The 17,207-nt window shown below is 75.0% G+C and carries 18 protein-coding genes; 15 read left to right on the top strand and 3 right to left on the bottom strand.

Going from position 1 to position 17,207, the window contains the following annotated elements; translation table 11 throughout:
• The first annotated feature begins 46 nt into the window (after nucleotides 1-46).
• Nucleotides 47-880, top strand: coding sequence for an alpha/beta fold hydrolase (locus tag KIK08_RS19245; protein ID WP_308257736.1), 834 nt, complete (start codon nucleotides 47-49; stop codon nucleotides 878-880).
• 42 nt (nucleotides 881-922) lie between these two features.
• A complete protein-coding gene (locus KIK08_RS19240; RefSeq protein WP_214404579.1) occupies nucleotides 923-1,294 on the top strand; it encodes a VOC family protein in 372 nt (123 codons plus the stop codon).
• A gap of 174 nt (nucleotides 1,295-1,468) precedes the next feature.
• Here the strand turns inward: KIK08_RS19240 and KIK08_RS19235 are convergent, their stop codons facing one another.
• Nucleotides 1,469-2,266, bottom strand: a complete 798-nt coding sequence (locus tag KIK08_RS19235; protein ID WP_214404578.1) for a TetR/AcrR family transcriptional regulator — start codon at nucleotides 2,264-2,266, stop codon at nucleotides 1,469-1,471.
• A 44-nt stretch (nucleotides 2,267-2,310) separates the two neighbouring features.
• On the opposite strand from KIK08_RS19235, the gene KIK08_RS19230 reads away from it, so the two are divergent.
• Nucleotides 2,311-3,015, top strand: a complete 705-nt coding sequence (locus tag KIK08_RS19230) for a bleomycin resistance protein (RefSeq protein WP_214404577.1) — start codon at nucleotides 2,311-2,313, stop codon at nucleotides 3,013-3,015.
• 76 nt (nucleotides 3,016-3,091) lie between these two features.
• Here the strand turns inward: KIK08_RS19230 and KIK08_RS19225 are convergent, their stop codons facing one another.
• The gene (locus KIK08_RS19225; RefSeq protein ID WP_214404576.1) at nucleotides 3,092-3,562 is read right to left on the bottom strand and encodes a winged helix-turn-helix transcriptional regulator; all 471 of its coding nucleotides are present in this window, start codon (nucleotides 3,560-3,562) and stop codon (nucleotides 3,092-3,094) included.
• Between the two features lie 56 nt (nucleotides 3,563-3,618).
• On the opposite strand from KIK08_RS19225, the gene KIK08_RS19220 reads away from it, so the two are divergent.
• Together KIK08_RS19220 and KIK08_RS19215 are read left to right on the top strand one after the other, a co-directional pair.
• A complete protein-coding gene (locus KIK08_RS19220) occupies nucleotides 3,619-5,010 on the top strand; it encodes an MFS transporter (protein WP_214404575.1) in 1,392 nt (463 codons plus the stop codon).
• A complete protein-coding gene (locus KIK08_RS19215) occupies nucleotides 5,007-5,531 on the top strand; it encodes a PaaI family thioesterase (RefSeq protein ID WP_308257735.1) in 525 nt (174 codons plus the stop codon). The genes KIK08_RS19220 and KIK08_RS19215 overlap by 4 nt, the downstream gene beginning before the upstream one ends.
• A gap of 1 nt (nucleotide 5,532) precedes the next feature.
• On the opposite strand, the gene KIK08_RS19210 is transcribed toward KIK08_RS19215, so the two are convergent.
• Nucleotides 5,533-6,930 (bottom strand): MFS transporter, encoded by a 1,398-nt coding sequence (locus tag KIK08_RS19210; protein ID WP_308257734.1) that lies wholly within the window; start codon nucleotides 6,928-6,930, stop codon nucleotides 5,533-5,535.
• Nucleotides 6,931-7,041: 111 nt separating this feature from the next.
• Here KIK08_RS19210 and KIK08_RS19205 point away from each other — a divergent pair, with 111 nt between their 5' ends.
• From KIK08_RS19205 to KIK08_RS19160, 10 genes are all read left to right on the top strand, one after another.
• On the top strand, nucleotides 7,042-7,437 hold the full coding sequence (locus KIK08_RS19205) for a TIGR03618 family F420-dependent PPOX class oxidoreductase (protein ID WP_214404573.1): 396 nt from the start codon (nucleotides 7,042-7,044) through the stop codon (nucleotides 7,435-7,437).
• A gap of 280 nt (nucleotides 7,438-7,717) precedes the next feature.
• A complete protein-coding gene (locus tag KIK08_RS19200; protein ID WP_214404589.1) occupies nucleotides 7,718-9,022 on the top strand; it encodes an ATP-dependent 6-phosphofructokinase in 1,305 nt (434 codons plus the stop codon).
• Nucleotides 9,023-9,629: 607 nt separating this feature from the next.
• Nucleotides 9,630-10,013 (top strand): hypothetical protein, encoded by a 384-nt coding sequence (locus KIK08_RS19195; RefSeq protein ID WP_214404572.1) that lies wholly within the window; start codon nucleotides 9,630-9,632, stop codon nucleotides 10,011-10,013.
• Between the two features lie 48 nt (nucleotides 10,014-10,061).
• Entirely contained in the window at nucleotides 10,062-10,871 is an 810-nt protein-coding gene (locus KIK08_RS19190; RefSeq protein WP_214404571.1) for an MBL fold metallo-hydrolase, read from the top strand.
• Nucleotides 10,865-11,488, top strand: a complete 624-nt coding sequence (locus KIK08_RS19185) for a DedA family protein (RefSeq protein ID WP_308257733.1) — start codon at nucleotides 10,865-10,867, stop codon at nucleotides 11,486-11,488. The genes KIK08_RS19190 and KIK08_RS19185 overlap by 7 nt, the downstream gene beginning before the upstream one ends.
• Before the next feature lie 73 nt (nucleotides 11,489-11,561).
• Nucleotides 11,562-13,652, top strand: coding sequence for a phage holin family protein (locus tag KIK08_RS19180; protein WP_214404570.1), 2,091 nt, complete (start codon nucleotides 11,562-11,564; stop codon nucleotides 13,650-13,652).
• On the top strand, nucleotides 13,649-14,368 hold the full coding sequence (locus KIK08_RS19175; protein ID WP_214404569.1) for an alpha/beta fold hydrolase: 720 nt from the start codon (nucleotides 13,649-13,651) through the stop codon (nucleotides 14,366-14,368). Before KIK08_RS19180 ends, KIK08_RS19175 begins: the two co-directional genes overlap by 4 nt.
• Before the next feature lie 55 nt (nucleotides 14,369-14,423).
• A complete protein-coding gene (locus KIK08_RS40065; RefSeq protein WP_214404568.1) occupies nucleotides 14,424-14,924 on the top strand; it encodes a MarR family winged helix-turn-helix transcriptional regulator in 501 nt (166 codons plus the stop codon).
• A 47-nt stretch (nucleotides 14,925-14,971) separates the two neighbouring features.
• The gene (locus KIK08_RS19165) at nucleotides 14,972-16,402 is read left to right on the top strand and encodes an MFS transporter (protein WP_214404567.1); all 1,431 of its coding nucleotides are present in this window, start codon (nucleotides 14,972-14,974) and stop codon (nucleotides 16,400-16,402) included.
• Nucleotides 16,403-16,531: 129 nt separating this feature from the next.
• On the top strand, nucleotides 16,532-17,207 hold a 676-nt coding region (locus tag KIK08_RS19160; protein ID WP_305849596.1), incomplete at its 3' end, for a thiolase family protein.

The raw sequence follows: 17,207 nt of genomic DNA, 5'->3' as shown, positions 1-17,207 counted from the left end.
CGGGCGTGATCACGCCGATCCGGGTGGGGAAGGGCAGGATGTGCTCGTGCGAACGGTGACCCGCGGTGAGTTGACCTTCGACGTCGTCGAGCACGGCCCGGCCGACGGCGACCCGGTGCTGCTGCTGCACGGCTTCCCGCAGCACGCGTCGTCCTGGGCGGGCGTCGCGTCGCGGCTGGCCGGGCGCGGCTACCGCTGCGTCGCCCCCGACCAGCGCGGCTACTCGCCGGGCGCGCGACCCGCCGGGGCGCGCGCTTACGTGGTCGACGAACTCGTCGCCGACGCGCTCGCCGTCCTGGACGACGTCGCCGGCCCGGACGGGCGGGCGCACGTCGTCGGGCACGACTGGGGCGCCGCCGTGGCCTGGGCCCTGGCCGGCCGCCACCCCGACCGGCTCCGCTCGCTGACCGCCGTCTCGGTGCCCCCGCCCGCGGCCATGCTGCGCGCGATGCGCCGCGGCCGGCAAGCCCTCGCGTCCTGGTACATGCTGGCGTTCCAGGTCCCCGGACTGGCCGAGCGGGGCCTGGCCGGGTCGCGGTTCGCCACGATGCTGCGCCGCAGCGGCCAGTCCGCGCCGGCCGCCGAGCGCGACGCCGCCGCGATGGCCGAGGACGGCGCCCTGACCGCCGCCCTGAACTGGTACCGGGCCATGCGGTTCGCCCGCGGCGGCTCGCCCGGGCGCGTCCGCGTCCCCACCCTGTTCGTGTGGAGCGACGGCGACACCGCCATCACCCGCGACGCCGCACTGCTGGCCGACCGCTACGTCGAGGCGCCGTTCCGGTTCGTCGAGCTGCGCGGGGTGAGCCACTGGGTCCCCGACCAGGCCCCCGCCCAGCTCGCCGAGCTGATCGCCGAGCACCTGGCCGCGTACCCGAGCTGACCGGCGCCACCGAATCCGCCACCGAACCCGAAGGAGGGGCCGATGGAGGTCCTGGCCGCGCGCGTACTGCTGCATCCGGTGGACATGGAGCGCAGCCTCGCGTTCTACCGCGACGTCCTCGGCCTCGCCGTGGCCCGCGAGTTCCCCGGCGGAACGGTGTTCTTCCTCGGCGGCGGCCACCTCGAGCTCTCCGGGAGCGTCGCCGAGCCCGCCGGCCCCGCCGTGGCCCTGTGGCTGCAGGTCCGCGACCTCGCCGCCGCGCACCGGGAGCTCGCCGGGCACGTCGTGCGGGAGCCGCGGCAGGAGCCGTGGGGGCTGCACGAGATGTGGGTCGCCGACCCGGACGGCACCCGGATCGTCCTGGTCGAGGTCCCCGCCGACCACCCCATCCGCCGCGACCAGCGCACGCTCTGACCCCTTCGGCGGTGTCGACGCCGACCCGTCATCCAGGAGCGCGGTGACCCCCAGGCCCGGACGTCCTCGCAGGGGCGGTCGGGTCCGCGCAGGGTGTGTGGACCCTGCGAGGACCACACCGGTGCTGCGAGGACGCCCTGGAGGGGGTGGGGGGGTCAGGTGGGGTGAGGGGGGTCAGGTGGGGGTGGGGGAGGGGGAGGGGGAAGGGGAGGGGGTGAGTCGGGCGGCTAGGGCGTCGAGGACCAGGTCCAGGCCGTGGGTGAAGCGGTCCAGGGCGCGTTGCAGCGTGTACGGCAGGTCGGTGCCGGAGACCGCGAACCCGCCGGCCCGGTCCAGGGCGTCCAGTCGGGGGAATCGGCCGCGCATGCGGTCGTCCAGGAGGGGGGCGCGCTGCTCCCACCAGTCGTCGTCGCTGCTGCCCGTGCGGGCGGGGGCCTGCTCCGCCTCGACGACGGCCGCCGCGGCGCCGCGCGTGTAGGACTCGACGGCCGCCACGCCGCGCACGACGTCCGCCGCGGGGAGGCCGTGGCCGTCGAGGAGGGCGAGGGCGGCCTCGTAGCGGGTGATGACGTGCGGGCCGAAGACCGAGCGGGAGGTGGCGACCTGCAGGAGCCACGGGTGGGCGCGGTAGGCGGCGAGGTCCGCGGTGGCCAGGTCGTGCAGGCCGGCGCGCCACCCGGCGTCGGGGCGGGGGAGGGGTTGGGCGCCGACGACCCGGTCGACCATCAGTTCCAGCAGTTCCGCCTTGCCGGGGACGTAGGTGTACAGCGAGGCCGTGCCGATGCCGAGTGCCTGGGCGAGGGCGCGCATGGACAGGGCGTCGGGTCCGGCGCGGTCGGCCTCGGCGACGGCGGTGTCGAGGAGGCGGTCGAGGTCGAGGCGGGGGCGGGGGCCGCGGCGGGGGGCCGGGACGCCGTCCCAGAGCAGCGCCATCGTGCGCTCGGCGTCGCCGCGCCCGGCGTAGTCCACCATCGGCCACCTCCAGGAAATACTCCGAACACTGTACGATGTTTGGTGTGCGCCCCGAGACCGTGATCCCCGGTTTGCCCTGCCGCGACCTCGACGACGTCCTGCCGTTCTACGACGCGCTCGGTTTCGAGGTGACCTACCGCCAGCAGCGGCCCAACCCGTTCGCCGCCGTCCGGCGCGGGGGGATCCAGCTGCACTTCTTCGCGGTCGAGGGGTTCGACCCGGCCGACTCGATGGGCACCGTCGTCGTGCTCGTGCCCGACACCGGGGCCCTGCACCGGGCGTTCGCGGCAGGTCTGCGCGAGGCCTTCGGTCGGGTACCGCTCTCCGGCATCCCGCGGATGACCCGGCCCCGCTCCAAGCAGGGCACGTCGGCCGGCTTCTCGGTGGTCGACCCGGGCGGCAACTGGCTGCGGATCAGCGCGTTCGCCGACGACGGCGGCGGGTCGGCGGACGACCGGCTGAGCCGGGTGATGGCCAACGCCTCCCGGCAGGCCGACTCGCACGGCGACGAGGCGGCGGGCGTGCGGGTGCTGCGCAACGGCCTCGACCGGCACGCCGACGCCCCGGCGACCGAGCGCGTGCCGGCGCTGGTCTTCCTGATCGAACTGCTGGTGCGCACCGACGACCGCGACGGCGCCGCGGCGCTGCTGGCGGAGGTGGCGGGGATGGACCTGTCCGACGCCGAGCGCGAGGTGCTCGCCGGCGACCTCGCGATCGCCGAGGAGTTGGCCGCCACCCTGCGCCCCTGACGTCGAGAACGAGGTTGTCGTGAGTTTGGACCGGTCCAATCGACCGTAAGTTCGTTTTCGACGGCCAGGGGGTGGGTCAGTCGGCGGCGACGCGGGCGCCGGGGCCGGGGACGGCCCGCAGCCGGGTCGTCGGGGTCAGCAGGTGGCCGTCGTCGCAGCGCAACTCGATGTGCACCCCGGCGCCGCACTCCGCGTGCTCGACGCGCATCGGCGGGCCGAAGCCGTCGGAACGGTGCACGTCGCCCCAGGCCAGCATGGCCAGGATGATCGGGCGCAGGTCGCGGCCGGCCTGGGTGAGCCGGTACTCGTGGCGCTCGCGGCTGCCCGGCTCCCGGTACGGGACGCGGACGACGATGCCCTCGTCGACGAGGGTGGCCAGGCGGCGGGTGAGCACGTTGCGGGCGATGCCGAGGTGCGCGGTGAGGTCGTCGAAGCGGCGGATGCCGTTGAACAGGTCGCGCAGCACCACCACGGTCCACGCGTCCCCGACGACGCTCGCGGCGCGGGCCACCGAGCAGCGTTGGCTGTCGATCTTGGACCAGTCCACGGACACAGCGTAGCGGGGTTGCTATCAACAACCCAGCTCTCTACGCTGCGTTTCTCATGGGGACCCAGCGGCGCGGCGCCGTCCTGACCGTCACGTCGCTGGCCGTCTTCATGGCGTTCCTCGACGTCACGATCGTGAACATCGCGTTCCCGGCGATCTCCCGGTCGTTCGGCTCGACCTCGCTGGCCGACCTGTCCTGGGTCTTCAGCGCCTACAACGTGGTGTTCGCGGTGCTGCTCATCCCGGCCGGGCGCGCCGCCGACCTGTACGGCCGCCGCCGCGTCTTCGTCACCGGACTGGGCGTGTTCGCCGTCGCCTCGCTCGCCTGCGCCGTCGCACCGACGGCGGGCCTGCTGGTGGCGGCCAGGGTGCTGCAGGCCGCGGCGGCCGCCCTGCTGGTGCCGGCGTCGCTGGCGCTGCTGCTGCCGGCGTTCGCGCCCGAGCGCCGCGGCACCGCGATCGGCACGTGGGGCGCCATGGGCGGCATCGCCGCGGCCACCGGGCCGGCGCTGGGCGGGCTGCTCGTCGACGCGTTCGGCTGGCGCGCGGTCTTCCTGATCAACCTGCCGATCGTGGCGGTGACGCTGGTGGTCGCGCTGCGGGTGCTCGTCGAGTCGCGCGGGGAGGGCGCGGGCCTGCCCGACCCGCTGAGCGTGCTGCTGCTCGGTTCCGGTGTCGCGCTCGTGTCGCTGGGCATCGTCAACGGCGAGGGCGGTGCGTGGGGCGCGCCGGCCACGCTCTGGCCGCTCCTCGGCGGCGCGGCGCTCGTGGCGCTCTTCGCGTGGCGCAGCCGGCGCGTGCCGAACCCGCTGGTCGCGCCCGCCCTGTTCGCCATCCGGCCGTTCTCCGCTGCCGTGCTGGGCTACCTGGTCTTCTCCGGCGGCTTCTACGCGCTGCTGCTGTCGAACGTGCTGTTCATGACCGAGGTCTGGGGCTACCCGACGCTGCTGGCCGGCGTCGCGGTGACGCCCGGCCCGATCCTGGCCGCGACCGGGTCGACCATCGGCGGGCGGATCAGCGACCGGTTCGGCGCCCGGCTGGCGATCGTGCCCGGCGGCCTGCTGTTCGCGCTGGGCTGCGTGCTGTTCGCCACCAGGGTCGGTCCCGAGCCCGCCTACCTGGCGGCCTTCCTGCCGGCCACGCTGCTGACCGGCGCCGGGGTCGGCCTCGTCTACTCCGGGCTGGCCACGGCCAGCGTGTCGCGGCTGCCCGCCGCGCACTTCGCGACCGGCAGCGCGGTCGGCACCTGCGCCCGCCAGATCGGCGCCGTGCTGGGCATCGCCGTGCTGCTCTCGGCACTGGCCGGCGCGGCCGAGCCGGCCACGTTCCGGGCGGGCTGGCTGGTCATGACGGCCACCGCCCTGCTCACCGTCGGGTGCGGCCTCGCCGTGGGCCGCACCCGCACCGCTGCCCCGACACCCACCCCGGCGACCCTGGAGACCGCGTGACCGTCACCGAACCCGACCCCACCACCACCGGCACCCGCCGGCGCACCCACACCTGGGAGGACCCGCTGCGCACCGCGGCGGCCGCCGCCGAGGTCGACGGGCTGACCTTCCTGCGGATGATGGCCGCCGGCGAGGTGCCCGGCCCGCCGATCGCGGGCACCCTCGGCTTCGCCGTGGACGAGGTCGACGAGGGCCGGGTGGTGTTCTCGTTCGAGCCGGCCGAGTACCACTTCAACCCGATCGGCTCCGTGCACGGCGGCGTCTACGCCACGCTGCTCGACTCGGCCTGCGGCTGCGCGGTGCACAGCGCGCTGCCCGCCGGCGCCCGCTACACCAGCCTTGACCTCACGGTGAAGTTCATCCGGGCGCTGCGCGCCGGCTCCGGCCGGGTGCGCTGCGAGGGGCTGCTGGTGCACCTGGGCGGGCGCACCGCGCTGGCCGAGGCCCGGCTGCTGGACGCGCAGGGCCGGCTGGTCGCGCACGCCACCAGCAGCTGCATGGTGTTCCGGCCGGAGCGCTGAGTCAGGCCGACGCCGTGGCGGGCGCGACGACCGCGGCCCGCCGGGCGCGCGCCAGCCGCGGCAGCGCCGCCATGATGCCCACGGCGGCCAGCCCGGCGCCGGACGCGACCACGTACACGAGCGTGTACGCGCCGGCCGTCGGCACCGCGTGCCCGTCGACCCGCATGACCATCCCGGAGGCGACGGCCGCGGTGAACGCGCTGCACGAGGACGTGCCGAGCATCCGCATCAGCGAGTTGAGGCTGTTCGCGGCGGCCGTCTCCGAGGACGGCACGGCGTCCATGATCAGCATCGGGATGGCCGAGTAGGCCAGTGCGGCGCCGATCGAGGTGACCGTGGTGGCCGCCATGATGAGCGGGACCGTCGGCGGGATGGTGGCCTGCCAGATGTTGCCCGCGGTCAGGATGACCGCGCCGATGATCAGGGTGGTGCGGGCGCCCCGCCGGTCGGAGATCCGCGCCGAGATCGGCGAGAAGACCACCATCACCGCGCCGACGGGCAGCAGGACCATGCCCGCCGCGATCAGCGACAGCCCCTGGCCGTAGCCGGTGGAGGTGGGCGCCTGCAGCACCTGCGTGGTCAGCAGGAAGCCGGCGAACATCGAGAAGCCGATCAGCACCGAGGCCACGTTCGTCCACAGCACCGCCGGGCGCGCCGAGATCCGCAGGTCGACCAGCGGGGTGCGCACCCGCATCTCCAGCCGGCCCCACAGGGCGAACAGCACGACCGCCGCGACGAGCAGGCCCAGCACGCGGGGGCTGCCCCAGCCCCACTCGCTGCCCTTCGAGATCGCCAGCAGCAGGCTGACCAGCGCCGCGCCCAGTCCGATCGCGCCGAGCAGGTCGAACCGGCCGCCCGTGCGCTGCGCCGACTCGGCCACCGTGCGCTGGACCAGCGCCAGCAGCACCGCGCACAGCACGGCGGCCCCGGCGAACAGCCACCGCCAGCCCAGGTGCTCGGCGACCAGGCCGGTGATCGGCAGGCCGATCGCCCCGCCGATGCCCAGCGACGAGCTCATCAGGGCGACCCCGCTGCCCACGCGCCCCTCGGGCAGGACGCCGCGCATGATGCTGATGCCCAGCGGCACGACGCCGAGCGAGGCGCCCTGCAGCACGCGGGCCACGATCAGCACCTCGACCCCCGGTGCCACGGCCCCGAGCGCCGATCCCGCGGTGACCAGCCCCAGCGCCAGCACGAGCATCCGCTTCCGCCCGTACATGTCGCCGAGCCTGCCCAGCAGCGGCGCGCACACCGCGCCGGCCACCAGCGTCGCGGTCACCAGCCAGGCCACGGTGGCCGGGGAGGTGTCCAGCAGCCGGGGGAACTGCGGCAGCAGCGGCACGACCAGGGTCTGCATCAGCGACACGGCCAACCCGCAGGAGGCCAGCACGAGGATCACGAGGGACGGGCGGGGGGTTCGCTTCGCTGGTGGAGCGGGAGGCGCGGGGTCCGGCACCGATTCAGGTGACCACGAGATAGTTGCCATTAGCAAGTTGAATAGGGTCGAGCTGTGTCACACACCCTGGACCTCCGGACGGCATCCGCGGAGTTCGTCGACTTCTGGGCCGTCCGCAGGCTCGCGACGCTCGTGACGCTGCGCCGCGACGGCAGCCCGCACGTCGTGCCGGTGGGCGTCACGCTCGACGTCGACGCCGGGCTGGCCAGGGTGATCTGCGGCGGCGGGTCGCAGAAGGTGCGCAACGTGCGCGCCACCGGCACGGCGGTCGTCTCCCAGGTCGAGGGCAGGCTGTGGTCGACGCTGGAGGGCGCGGCCGTCGTCCGCGACGACCCGGACGCCGTGGCCGACGCCGTCGCCCGGTACGCGCGGCGCTACCGGCAGCCGCGGGTCAACCCCGAGCGCGTCGTCATCGAGATCGCGGTCAACCGCGCGATGGGCCTGCGCTGACCGGCCGGAGTCGCTGTCCGTGCGCCCGCGCTGACCGTCGGCGAACTCGGCGAACCCCCTTGGTCCGGCCGCCGTGACGGGGCACACTGGAACGGTACAGACGCGGGTCGCGGCCTCACCGGCGCGGCGCGGGCCCCGCACACCCGGATCGCAGCCCCGTCCCCTTGGGAGTGCCGTGACCAGCGCCTTCGACCCGAGCCACGGTTACAGTGCCGATGTCGGCGCCGACGACTTCTCGGCCGATGTCGTCGAACTGCCCCGCACCGAGCCCGTCCCGGACATGCGGGTGCGGACCCTCGGCCCCGCCCGCATCACCTCGCCGATGGAGCCGCTGCTGGGGGCCCGCCGCACCAGCGAGCACTACGCCCACGAGAACGACCGCGTCCTGCTCGACGACACCGTCGCAGGCGTCGCCTCCCGCGGCGTCCCGGCCGACGCGCTGCCCGGCATGGAGCCGTGCGGACCCCGCCGCAAGATCTTCTTCGACCCGGCGAAGACCCGCGCCGCCATCGTCACCTGCGGCGGGCTCTGCCCCGGCCTCAACGACGTGATCGCCGGCCTGGTGCGCAGTCTCACCCACCACTACCGGGTGCGCAGGGTCGTCGGCATCCGCAACGGCTACCAGGGCTTCTGCGCCTCCTACGGGCACGACGTCGTCGAGCTGACGCCGGAGTCGGTGCGCGACATCGCCACCGACGGCGGCACCGTGCTCGGCACCTCCCGCGGCCCCCAGGACCCCGAGGAGATCGTCGACTGCCTGGAGCGGCTGCACGTCAACATCCTGTTCGTGGTCGGCGGCGACGGCTCCATGCGCGGCGCCATGCAGGTCGCCAGGGTGATCGCCGAGCGCAACCTGCTGATCTCGGTCGTCGGCGTGCCCAAGACCATCGACAACGACATCCCCTACATCGACCAGAGCTTCGGCTTCCAGACCGCGTTCGGCCTGGCCAGCGACTCCATCCGGGCCGCGCAGGTGGAGGCCAAGTCCACCGCGAACGGGGTCGGCCTGGTCAAGCTCATGGGCCGCCACTCCGGCTTCATCGCCAGCTACGCCGCCCTCGCCCGCAGCGGCGCCGACGTCGTCCTGATCCCCGAGGTCCCGTTCGCCCTCGACGGCGAGAACGGCGTGCTCGCCCACCTGCGCCGACGCGTCGAGGAGCGCGGCCACGCGGTCGCGGTCGTCGCCGAGGGCGCCGGCCAGGACCTCGTCGGCGACCCCCACGCCGGCCACGACGCCTCCGGCAACACCCGCCTCCAGGACATCGGCCCCTACCTGCGCCGGCGCATCGCCGACCACTTCGCCGACGCCGGCATCGACACCTCCATCCGCTACATCGACCCCAGCTACGCCATCCGCAGCGTCCCCGCCAACCCCTACGACAGCGTCTACTGCGTGCGGCTGTCGCAGGCCGCGGTGCACGCGGCGATGTCGGGGCGGACCGAGATGGTGGTCGGCCGCTATCGGCGCCGGTTCGTGCACATCCCGATGGGCACCGCGGTCAGCCGGCGCAACCAGGTCGACCCCCACGGCGACCTGTGGTTGTCGGTGCTGGAGGCGACGGGGCAGCCGGTTCGTTTCGGCTGACACGCCTGGCCCACGACGCCCACACCCCCTGCGAGAAGGCCCTGCTTGATCAGAGGTCGCCCGCCGCGGAGGCGCTTTTTCCCTGCTCAGACGCTCGCTGTTCGCCTGGGCGTGACTTGCCGAAGGCGCCGTTACGTCCCGATCGTGCTGGGCACGCCGCCCACACAGGTCGCTGTCTACTGCGCCTCCGGCGGCTCCTACGCGGAGGGCGACCTCGGCTCAAGCAGGGGGCCGGGCTCACAGAGCCGGGGGTGTGCTCGCAGCGCCGGGTGTGTGGTCGCAGCCCGCCGGCGTGCTGCGACGACCCTGCCAGGGCTGCGACGTCTCCCGCCAGCGCTGCGAGGTCCCCGCCAGCCCTACGAGGACGGCCCTCCCTCGCCGCCTCGGCCGAACGAGCGCGGCTCTCGTCCAACCAGCCACGTTCCCCCGGCACCAGGTCCCGTCGAGAACGAAGCTGTCGTGATCGACAGGGCTTGTGGATCACGACAACTTCGTTCTCGACGGGGTGGGGAGGGTGTGTTTGCGCCACCCGGTTCGGGAATACCGGAGCCGATCTCCGGCCGCGACGCTGTCGGGCACACGTCGCCGAACATGCAGGGGTGGGGCCATGACCGATGCGCCGGAGGTGCCGGACGAGCGCCGGGAGCTCGAACGGACGGGGCTGTGGGAGTTCGTCACCGAGCGGGCCGACAGCTTGCGCCTCGGCGCGGACGGGTCGGTGGAGGCGTGCGCGGTGCTGGGCGACGCCGCTCCGGTGCGGCGCACCGTGGAGCCGCAGATGGTGCGGGTGCTGGCCGGGTCGCCGGAGCGGCCGCCGCGGTGGGCGTCGGCGCGGCTGGTGCTGCCGCGGCGGGAGCCGCCGTTCGCCGAGCCGGCGGCGTGGCTGCTGGACGCGTGGGAGCCGGGTGGGCCGGTGGAGCGGACGGCGGACGCGGCGGAGGCCATGTTCGTCCGGGAGGGCAGGTTCGTCCGGGAGGGTCGGGGCGGCTGAGGCGGGTCGAGCGGTAGTCGCGGCGGGTCGGCGGGGGATACTGCTGCGGTGCCCGGGCTCGCGTTGCGGTTCCTCGGCCACTCGACCGTGCGGGTGGAGCTGGCCGGGACGGTCGTGCTCACCGACCCCGTGCTGACCGGGGCCGTCGGGCCGCTGCGGCGCGCGTCGCGCCCGCCCGCGCCGGCCGACTGGGCCGACGTCGACGTCGTGCTGCTGTCGCACCTGCACGGCGACCACCTGCACCTGCCGTCGCTGCGCAAGCTGGGGGCGCGGGTGGTGGTGCCGCGCGGGGCGGGGGAATGGCTGCGCGCCAAGGGGGTCTCCCGGGTCGAGGAGCTGGCGGCCGGGGAGGTGTTCGAGCACGGCGACCTGCGGGTCACCGGGGTCGAGGCCGCGCACAGCGGGCACCGGTGGGGGCCGCGGTCGACGCGCGGGCCGCAGGCGCGGGCCATGGGCCACCTGCTGGAGGGCGGCGGGCGCGCCGTCTACGCGGCGGGCGACACTGACCTGTTCCCCGCCATGGCCGGGCTCCCCCCGCTCGACGTGGCGCTGCTGCCGGTGTGGGGGTGGGGGCCGACGCTCGGGCCCGGCCACCTGGACCCGGTGCGGGCCGCCGAGGCCGTCGCCCGCATCCGGCCGCGGGTCGCGGTGCCGGTGCACTGGGGGACGCTGGCGCTCGCCGGGCTCGTCCGGGCCCCCGGCCGGGCGGGCGCCCGGATGCGCAGGCTGCTGGTGGACCCGCCGCGCGAGTTCGCCGCGGCCGTGGCGCGCGCCGACGGCCCCACCAGGGTCGTGGTCACCGAGCCGGGCGAGCAGGTGCGGCTGCCCGACGCCGTCCCGGAAGGTGGACCGTGCTGAGCCAGACCGTGCTCGCCGACGGCTGGCCGGGGACGTCCGCCATCGGCTACCCGGCGCTGTTCGGCGGCGTGCTGCTCGGGTCGGTGATCCCCGTCGTGCCCACCGGGGCCGTCGTCGGGGCGGCCGCGGCCGTCGCGGTCACGTCGGGGGAGCTGTCGCTGCCGCTGGTGGTCGTGCTGGCCGCGGCGGGTGCGCTGCTGGGCGACCTGATCACCTTCGGCGCGGCCCGGGTCGGCAGCGACGCCGCGCTGCGCTGGATCGCCCGCGGGCACCACCCCGAGCGGCTCGACACCGCCCGCCGGCAGTTCGCCGAGCACGGCTGGCTGCTGGTGGTGGGCGGTCGGCTGCTGCCCGCCGGCCGGGTGCCGGTGCTGCTGGCGGCGGGCGCGCTGCGCTACCCGTGGCAGCGGCTCACCGCCGCGGCCGCGCTTGCCTGCCTGCTGTGGTCGGCCGTCTACACGGCCCTCGGGGTCGCGACCGGCGGCCTGTTCGACGACCCGCTGGTCGCCCCGCTGCTGGCCGCGGTCGTCGTGCTGCTGGTCGGCGCGCTGTCCTCGCTGGTCGCGGCGCTGCTGCGGCGCCGGCGCGAGCGCACGACGGCGGCGGGCCCGCGGTGAGTGAGCTTGCGGGCGGATCATCGGCACAGTGCGTGCGCGAAGCGCTGACCGGGCGCAGCGGCGAGGGAGGGCGATGAGCGGCGACGGCACCGGGGGCCGGCTGCTGCGCGGCGGTCGGGTCGTGGCGCGGGTGCTGCTGGTGTGGGCGCTGGCGGCGGGCGCGCTGGTGCTGCTGGACGACCTGCTGACCGGGTTCCGGATGGCGGGCTGGTGGCAGCCGCCGGTGTTCGCGCTGCTGTTCGGCGTACTCAGCGCGATGGTGTGGCCACTGGTGCTGCGCGTCGCGCTGCCGGTGGCGCTGTTCACCCTGGGCGTCGGGTCGTACCTGCTGCTCGGCGCGGGCGTGCTGGCGATCGCGTTCGCCGTGCCCGGCGTGGAGATCGCGGACCTGCGCACCGGTGTGCTCGTGGCGGTCGCGATGGCGCTGGTCGGCGCCGTGATCAGCAGCCTGCTGGCGCTCGACGAGGACGAGCTGTTCTTCCGCCGGGCCGGCCGGCGCCGGGCCCGCGCCGGGACCGGGCCCGCCGGGGAGCAACCGCCCGGGGTCATCTTCCTGCAGGTCGACGGGCTGGGCGTGGACACGGTGCGCCGCGCGGTGCGCGACGGCGACATGCCCACGTTCGCCCGCTGGCTCGCCGAGGGCAGCCACCGGCTGGCCGAGTGGCACTGCGACTGGAGCTCGCAGACCGGGGCCAGCGTCTGCGGCATCCTGCACGGCGACAACGACGACATCCTCGGCTTCCGCTGGTACGAGAAGGACCGCGACCACGTGATGGCGTGCTCGCACCCGGTCGACGCCGCCGAGATCGAGCGCCGCCACTCGAACGGGCGCGGCCTGCTGGCGGTGAACGGCGCCAGCCGGGGGAACCTCTTCACCGGCGACGCCGAGCACGTCAGCCTGACGATGAGCGCGGTGCCGGTGGTGCGCGGGTCGCGGTGGCGGCGCAGCCGCGACGGCGTCGGCGCCGGCTACTACGCCTACTTCGCCAACCCGGGCAACGGCGTGCGGACGCTGGTCGCGGCGCTGGTCGACGTCGCCCGCGAGGTCTCGGCGGCGATCCGGCAGTGGCGGGCCGACGTGCGCCCGCGCGTCGGCCGCGGCGGCTTCTACCCGTTCGCCCGGGCCGCGACGAACGTCATCGTCCGCGACATCGTCATCTCGGCGATCGTCGAGGACATGCTGGCCGGGCGCTCGGTCGTCTACGCCGACCTGCTCGGCTACGACGAGGTCGGCCACCACTCCGGCATCGAGCGCTTCGACGCGCTGGCCGTGCTGCGCGCGATGGACCAGCAGTTCGGCCGGCTGCACCGGGCCGCCCAGCTGGCCCCGCGCGAGTACCGGATCGTCGCGCTGTCCGACCACGGCCTCACCCAGGGCCACGCGTTCGCCGACCGGTTCGGCGAGCCCATCGAGCACGTCGTGGGCCGGCTCTGCGGGGGCGACCCGCCGCCGGTGCGGCGCAGTTCGCGCCGGTCGGCGGAGGGCTGGCAGGTCGGCGCGGTGCTCGCCGAGGCCACCGACTCCGCGGGCCCGATCGCCCGCAGGCTGCGCGCCCGGGTGCAGGGTTACGACGGCCGCCCGCCGGTCGTCGAGGGCACCCACGACGCCGTCACCAGGGTCGCGCCGGGCGTCGTCGTGGTCGACTCCGGGCACGTGGCGATGGTGTCGTTCACCGAGCACGAGGGCCGCGTCGAGCTGGAGACCATCGAGCGCGAGTACCCGGAGCTGCTGCCCTCGCTGGTCGACCACGCCGGGGTCGGGTTCCTGCTGGTGCGCAGCGCCGAGTTCGGCCCGGTGGTGCTGGCCCGCGACGGGTTGCGCAGGCTGGCCACCGACGTGGTGATCGGCGACGACCCGCTGGCCGACTACGGTCCGCACGCCGCCGACCTCGTCCGGCGCACCGACGGCTTCGCCCACTGCCCGGACATCGTGATCAACAGCCGGCTCGACCCGGTGACCGAGGAGGCGTCCGCCTTCGAGCCGCACGTCGGCTCGCACGGCGGGCTGGGCGGCCCGCAGTCGCGGGGCTTCCTGCTGTACCCGGCGGAGCTGCCCGCGCCCGGTGAGGTCGTCGGCGCCGAGGCGCTGCACCGGGTGCTGCGCGGCTGGCTGACCCACCTGGGGCAGCCGGAACCGGAAGCGGTGGCGGAGGTGTCGGCGTGACGAGCCCGTTCGTGCTGGTCCACGGTGCCTGCCACGGCGGGTGGTGCTGGCGGCGGGTGGCGCCGCTGCTGCGCGCGGCAGGCCACGAGGTGTTCACCCCGACGCTGACCGGCTTCGGCGAGCGGGCCCACCTGCTCACCGGAGACGTCGGGCCGGCGACGCTGGTGCGCGACGTCGTGGCGGTCCTGGAGTGCGAGGAGCTGACCGACGTCGTGCTCGTCGGGCACAGCTTCGGGGCGCTGGTGGCGCTCGGGGTCGCCGACGCCGTTCCCGAGCGGTTGCGCGCCATCGTGCTGCTCGACGGGGTGGTCGTCGAGGCCGGGGAGCCCGGCTTCGCCGGTCTGCCGCCGGACGCCGTGGCCGCCCGGATCGCGGTGGCCGAGCGGACGTCGGGCGGGCTGTCCTACCCGCCGCCGGAGCCGCACGTGTTCGGCGTCGACGACGCCGACGACCAGGCGTGGTTGGCGCGGCGGCTCACCCCGCAGCCGCTGCGCGCCTACACGGAGCCGTTCCGGCTGCGGGCGCCGCTGGGCGCGGGCGTGCCGGTGCACTACGTGTGCTGCACGGCGCCGGCGTACCCGGCCGTGCACAGCGCGCACGCCATCGCGCGGCGCGAGGGCTGGGGCTTCTCCGAGCTGGCCACCGGCCACGACGCCATGGTCACCGCGCCGGAGCTGACCGCGGCCGAACTACTGGCCCGCGGAACCGTCCGATAACGGGACGATCGGTTTCAGAACGGTTCCGCAGCGGAACATCGCCTATCCTGGGGCTGTGGACAACCGCAGCGACGCCGAGATCCGCGCCGACCTCAGCTACCTGTTCGACAAGGCCAGCCAGGTGCTGACCGCGCGGATGAACGCCGCGCTGGCCGAGCTGGGCATCACGCCGCGCGGCTACTGCGTGCTGTCCAAGGCGCTGCCCGGCGAGCTCACCCAGGGCGAGCTGGCCGAGGTCGCGCTGCTCGACAAGACCACGATGGTCGTCACGATGGACCACCTGGAGAAGGCGGGCCTGGCCCGCCGCCACCCGTCGCCGACCGACCGCCGGGCCCGGATCGTGCAGACCACCGACGAGGGCAGGCGGGTGGTCGAGAAGGCCCGCACGATCATCGACGGCGTGTACGCCGAGGTGCTGGGCGTCCTGCCGGACGAGCAGCGGGAGACCCTGCTCGACGGCATGGTCGCGCTGGTCGGCGGCGACGGGCCGCTGCGGGTCGCGAAGCCGGCGCCCGAGGGCGTCCGGCGCACCCGGAGGTCGTCCCGCTCGGTCTAGTGCAGAAATAGATCGTCCCGAACAGAACCATCTGCTACGGTTCCGTCATGACCGGAACCAGTCCTGCACGACCGATCGAGGCGCTCGCCGAGCCGCGGCGCCCTTCCCGCTGGGTGGCGCTGAGCGCGCTCTGCCTCGGGCTGCTGATGGTGATCCTCGACGGCACGATCGTCAGCATCGCGCTGCCGGCCATCCAGGCCGACCTGGGCTTCTCGCCCTCGGCGCTGGCCTGGACGGTCAACGCCTACCTGCTGCCCCTCGGCGGCCTGCTGCTGCTGGCCGGCCGGCTCGGCGACCTCCTCGGCCGCCGCCGCGTCCTGCTCACCGGGCTGGTGCTGTTCGTGCTCGCCTCGATCCTGTGCGGGCTCGCTCCCGACCCGGCCACGCTGATCGGCGCCCGGTTCGCCCAGGGCGCCGCGGCCGCGCTGGCCTCCGCCGTGGTCCTCGGGATGGTCGTGGAGCTGTTCCCCGAGCCGGCCGAGCGGGCGAAGGCGATGGGCGTCTACGCCTTCGTCGGCGCCGCCGGCGCCTCGATCGGCGTGCTGCTGGGCGGCGTGCTGACCGAGACCGCGGGCTGGCCGTGGATCTTCTGGGTCAACGTGCCGATCGGGCTGGCCGCGGTGCTGCTGATCCGCTGGGCGGTCGCGCCCGACGGGCCGCGCCCGGCCACCGGCCGGCCCGACGTGCTCGGCGGGGTGCTGGTGACCGCGGGTCTCGTGCTGGCCGTGCTCACGATCGTCGACACCTCGGGGCCCGCGGTCCGGACCGCCACCGGGGTGCTGGCCGCCGCGCTGCTGGTCGCGTTCGTGCTGTGGCAGCGGCGGGTGCGCGAGCCGCTGGTCCGGCTGGGCATCTTCGCCTCCCGCGCGGTCTCCGGCGGCAACGCCGCGCAGCTGCTGACGGTGGCCGGGATGCTCGGCTTCCAGTTCATCGCCGCGCAGTACCTGCAGAACTCGCTGGGCTACGAGCCGGCCGCCGCGGGGCTGGCGATGCTGCCGATCCCGCTGGTCATCGCGGCCGTCTCGCTGGCCCTGTCCGGCCGGCTGATCGGGCGGTTCGGCGCGTTCGGGGTGCTCGTGGCCGGGCAGGTGCTGCTGGTGGTTGGCCTGCTCGCGCTGGCCCGGCCGCCGGTCGGCGCGTACGCGCTCGACGTGCTGCCCTCGCTGGTCGTGCTGGGGATCGGCGCCGGGCTGTCGCTGCCCGCGGTGACCACGGTGATGATGTCCGACGCGACCCCGGCCGACGCCGGTCTCGCCTCCGGGCTGGCCAACACCAGCCAGCAGGTCGGCGGCGCGCTGGGCACGGCGGTGCTGGCCGCCGTCGCCGCCGCGGTGACCGGGGGGCGCGCCGCGGCCGGCACGTCGACCGCGGAGGCCCTGGGCGCGGGCTACCGCATCGCCTTCGTCGTCGCGGCCGTCTCGGTGGCCGCCGCGGTCGCCGTCGCGGTGGCGGTGGTCGGGCGCAGGCCGGGGGTGTGAGACGGATCGCTGGGAGCCCGCCGGGTCGCCCCCTATCCTGCGAAGCGGTGCCATTACAGGCAGCACTGACCGGAATGGCACCGATCGGGACCGACCGGGACCGACCGGAACCGCGACGAAGGGGTCGAGATGCGGGACGCAGTGATCGTGGAGGCCGTCCGGACACCGGTCGGCAAGCGCAACGGTGGTCTGTCCGGGGTGCACCCGGTCAACCTGTCCGCGCACGTGCTCAACTCGCTCGTGGAGCGCGCGGGCGTCGACCCGGCGCTGGTCGAGGACGTCATCTGGGGCTGCGTGTCCCAGGTCGGCGAGCAGACGATGGACATCGGCCGCACGGCCGTGCTGGCCGCGGGCTGGCCGGAGGCCGTGACCGGCGTGACGGTCGACCGCCAGTGCGGCTCCTCGCAGCAGTCGGTGCACTTCGCGGCGGCCGGGCTGATCGCGGGGCAGTACGACGTGGTCGTCGCCGGTGGGGTCGAGTCGATGAGCCGGGTGCCGATGGGCTCGTCCATCGGCGGGGGCGGGGCCAACCCGTTCGGCGACAAGTTCCTGGCCCGCTACGACGGTGTCTTCCCGAACCAGGGCGTCGGGGCGGAGATGATCGCGGAGAAGTGGGGTTTCTCGCGGACCCAGGTCGACGAGTTCTCGGTGGGTTCGCACGAGAAGGCCGCCGCGGCTCAGCAGGAGGGTCGCTTCGAGGGTCAGATCGCGCCGGTGAGGTTGGATGACGGCACGGTGGTCGGCAGGGACGAGGGCATCCGCCCGGGGAGCTCGGTGGAGACGCTGGCGAACCTGAAGACGGTGT

Source organism: Pseudonocardia lacus (assembly GCF_018531445.1).
Lineage (GTDB): Bacteria > Actinomycetota > Actinomycetes > Mycobacteriales > Pseudonocardiaceae > Pseudonocardia > Pseudonocardia lacus.
Note: the sequence above shows the minus strand (reverse complement) of the source record. Positions and strands in the feature narration are given on the sequence as shown.

What these genes read in the sequence shown, in the direction of transcription:
- KIK08_RS19220 (WP_214404575.1), top strand. Translation starts at nt 3,619, where the DNA reads ATGGGGACCCAGCGGCGCGGCGCCGTCCTGACCGTCACGTCGCTGGCC.
- KIK08_RS19235 (WP_214404578.1), bottom strand. Translation starts at nt 2,266, where the DNA reads ATGGTGGACTACGCCGGGCGCGGCGACGCCGAGCGCACGATGGCGCTG.
- KIK08_RS19195 (WP_214404572.1), top strand. Translation starts at nt 9,630, where the DNA reads ATGACCGATGCGCCGGAGGTGCCGGACGAGCGCCGGGAGCTCGAACGG.
- KIK08_RS19200 (WP_214404589.1), top strand. Translation starts at nt 7,718, where the DNA reads ATGCGGGTGCGGACCCTCGGCCCCGCCCGCATCACCTCGCCGATGGAG.
- KIK08_RS19180 (WP_214404570.1), top strand. Translation starts at nt 11,562, where the DNA reads ATGAGCGGCGACGGCACCGGGGGCCGGCTGCTGCGCGGCGGTCGGGTC.
- KIK08_RS19165 (WP_214404567.1), top strand. Translation starts at nt 14,972, where the DNA reads ATGACCGGAACCAGTCCTGCACGACCGATCGAGGCGCTCGCCGAGCCG.
- KIK08_RS19240 (WP_214404579.1), top strand. Translation starts at nt 923, where the DNA reads ATGGAGGTCCTGGCCGCGCGCGTACTGCTGCATCCGGTGGACATGGAG.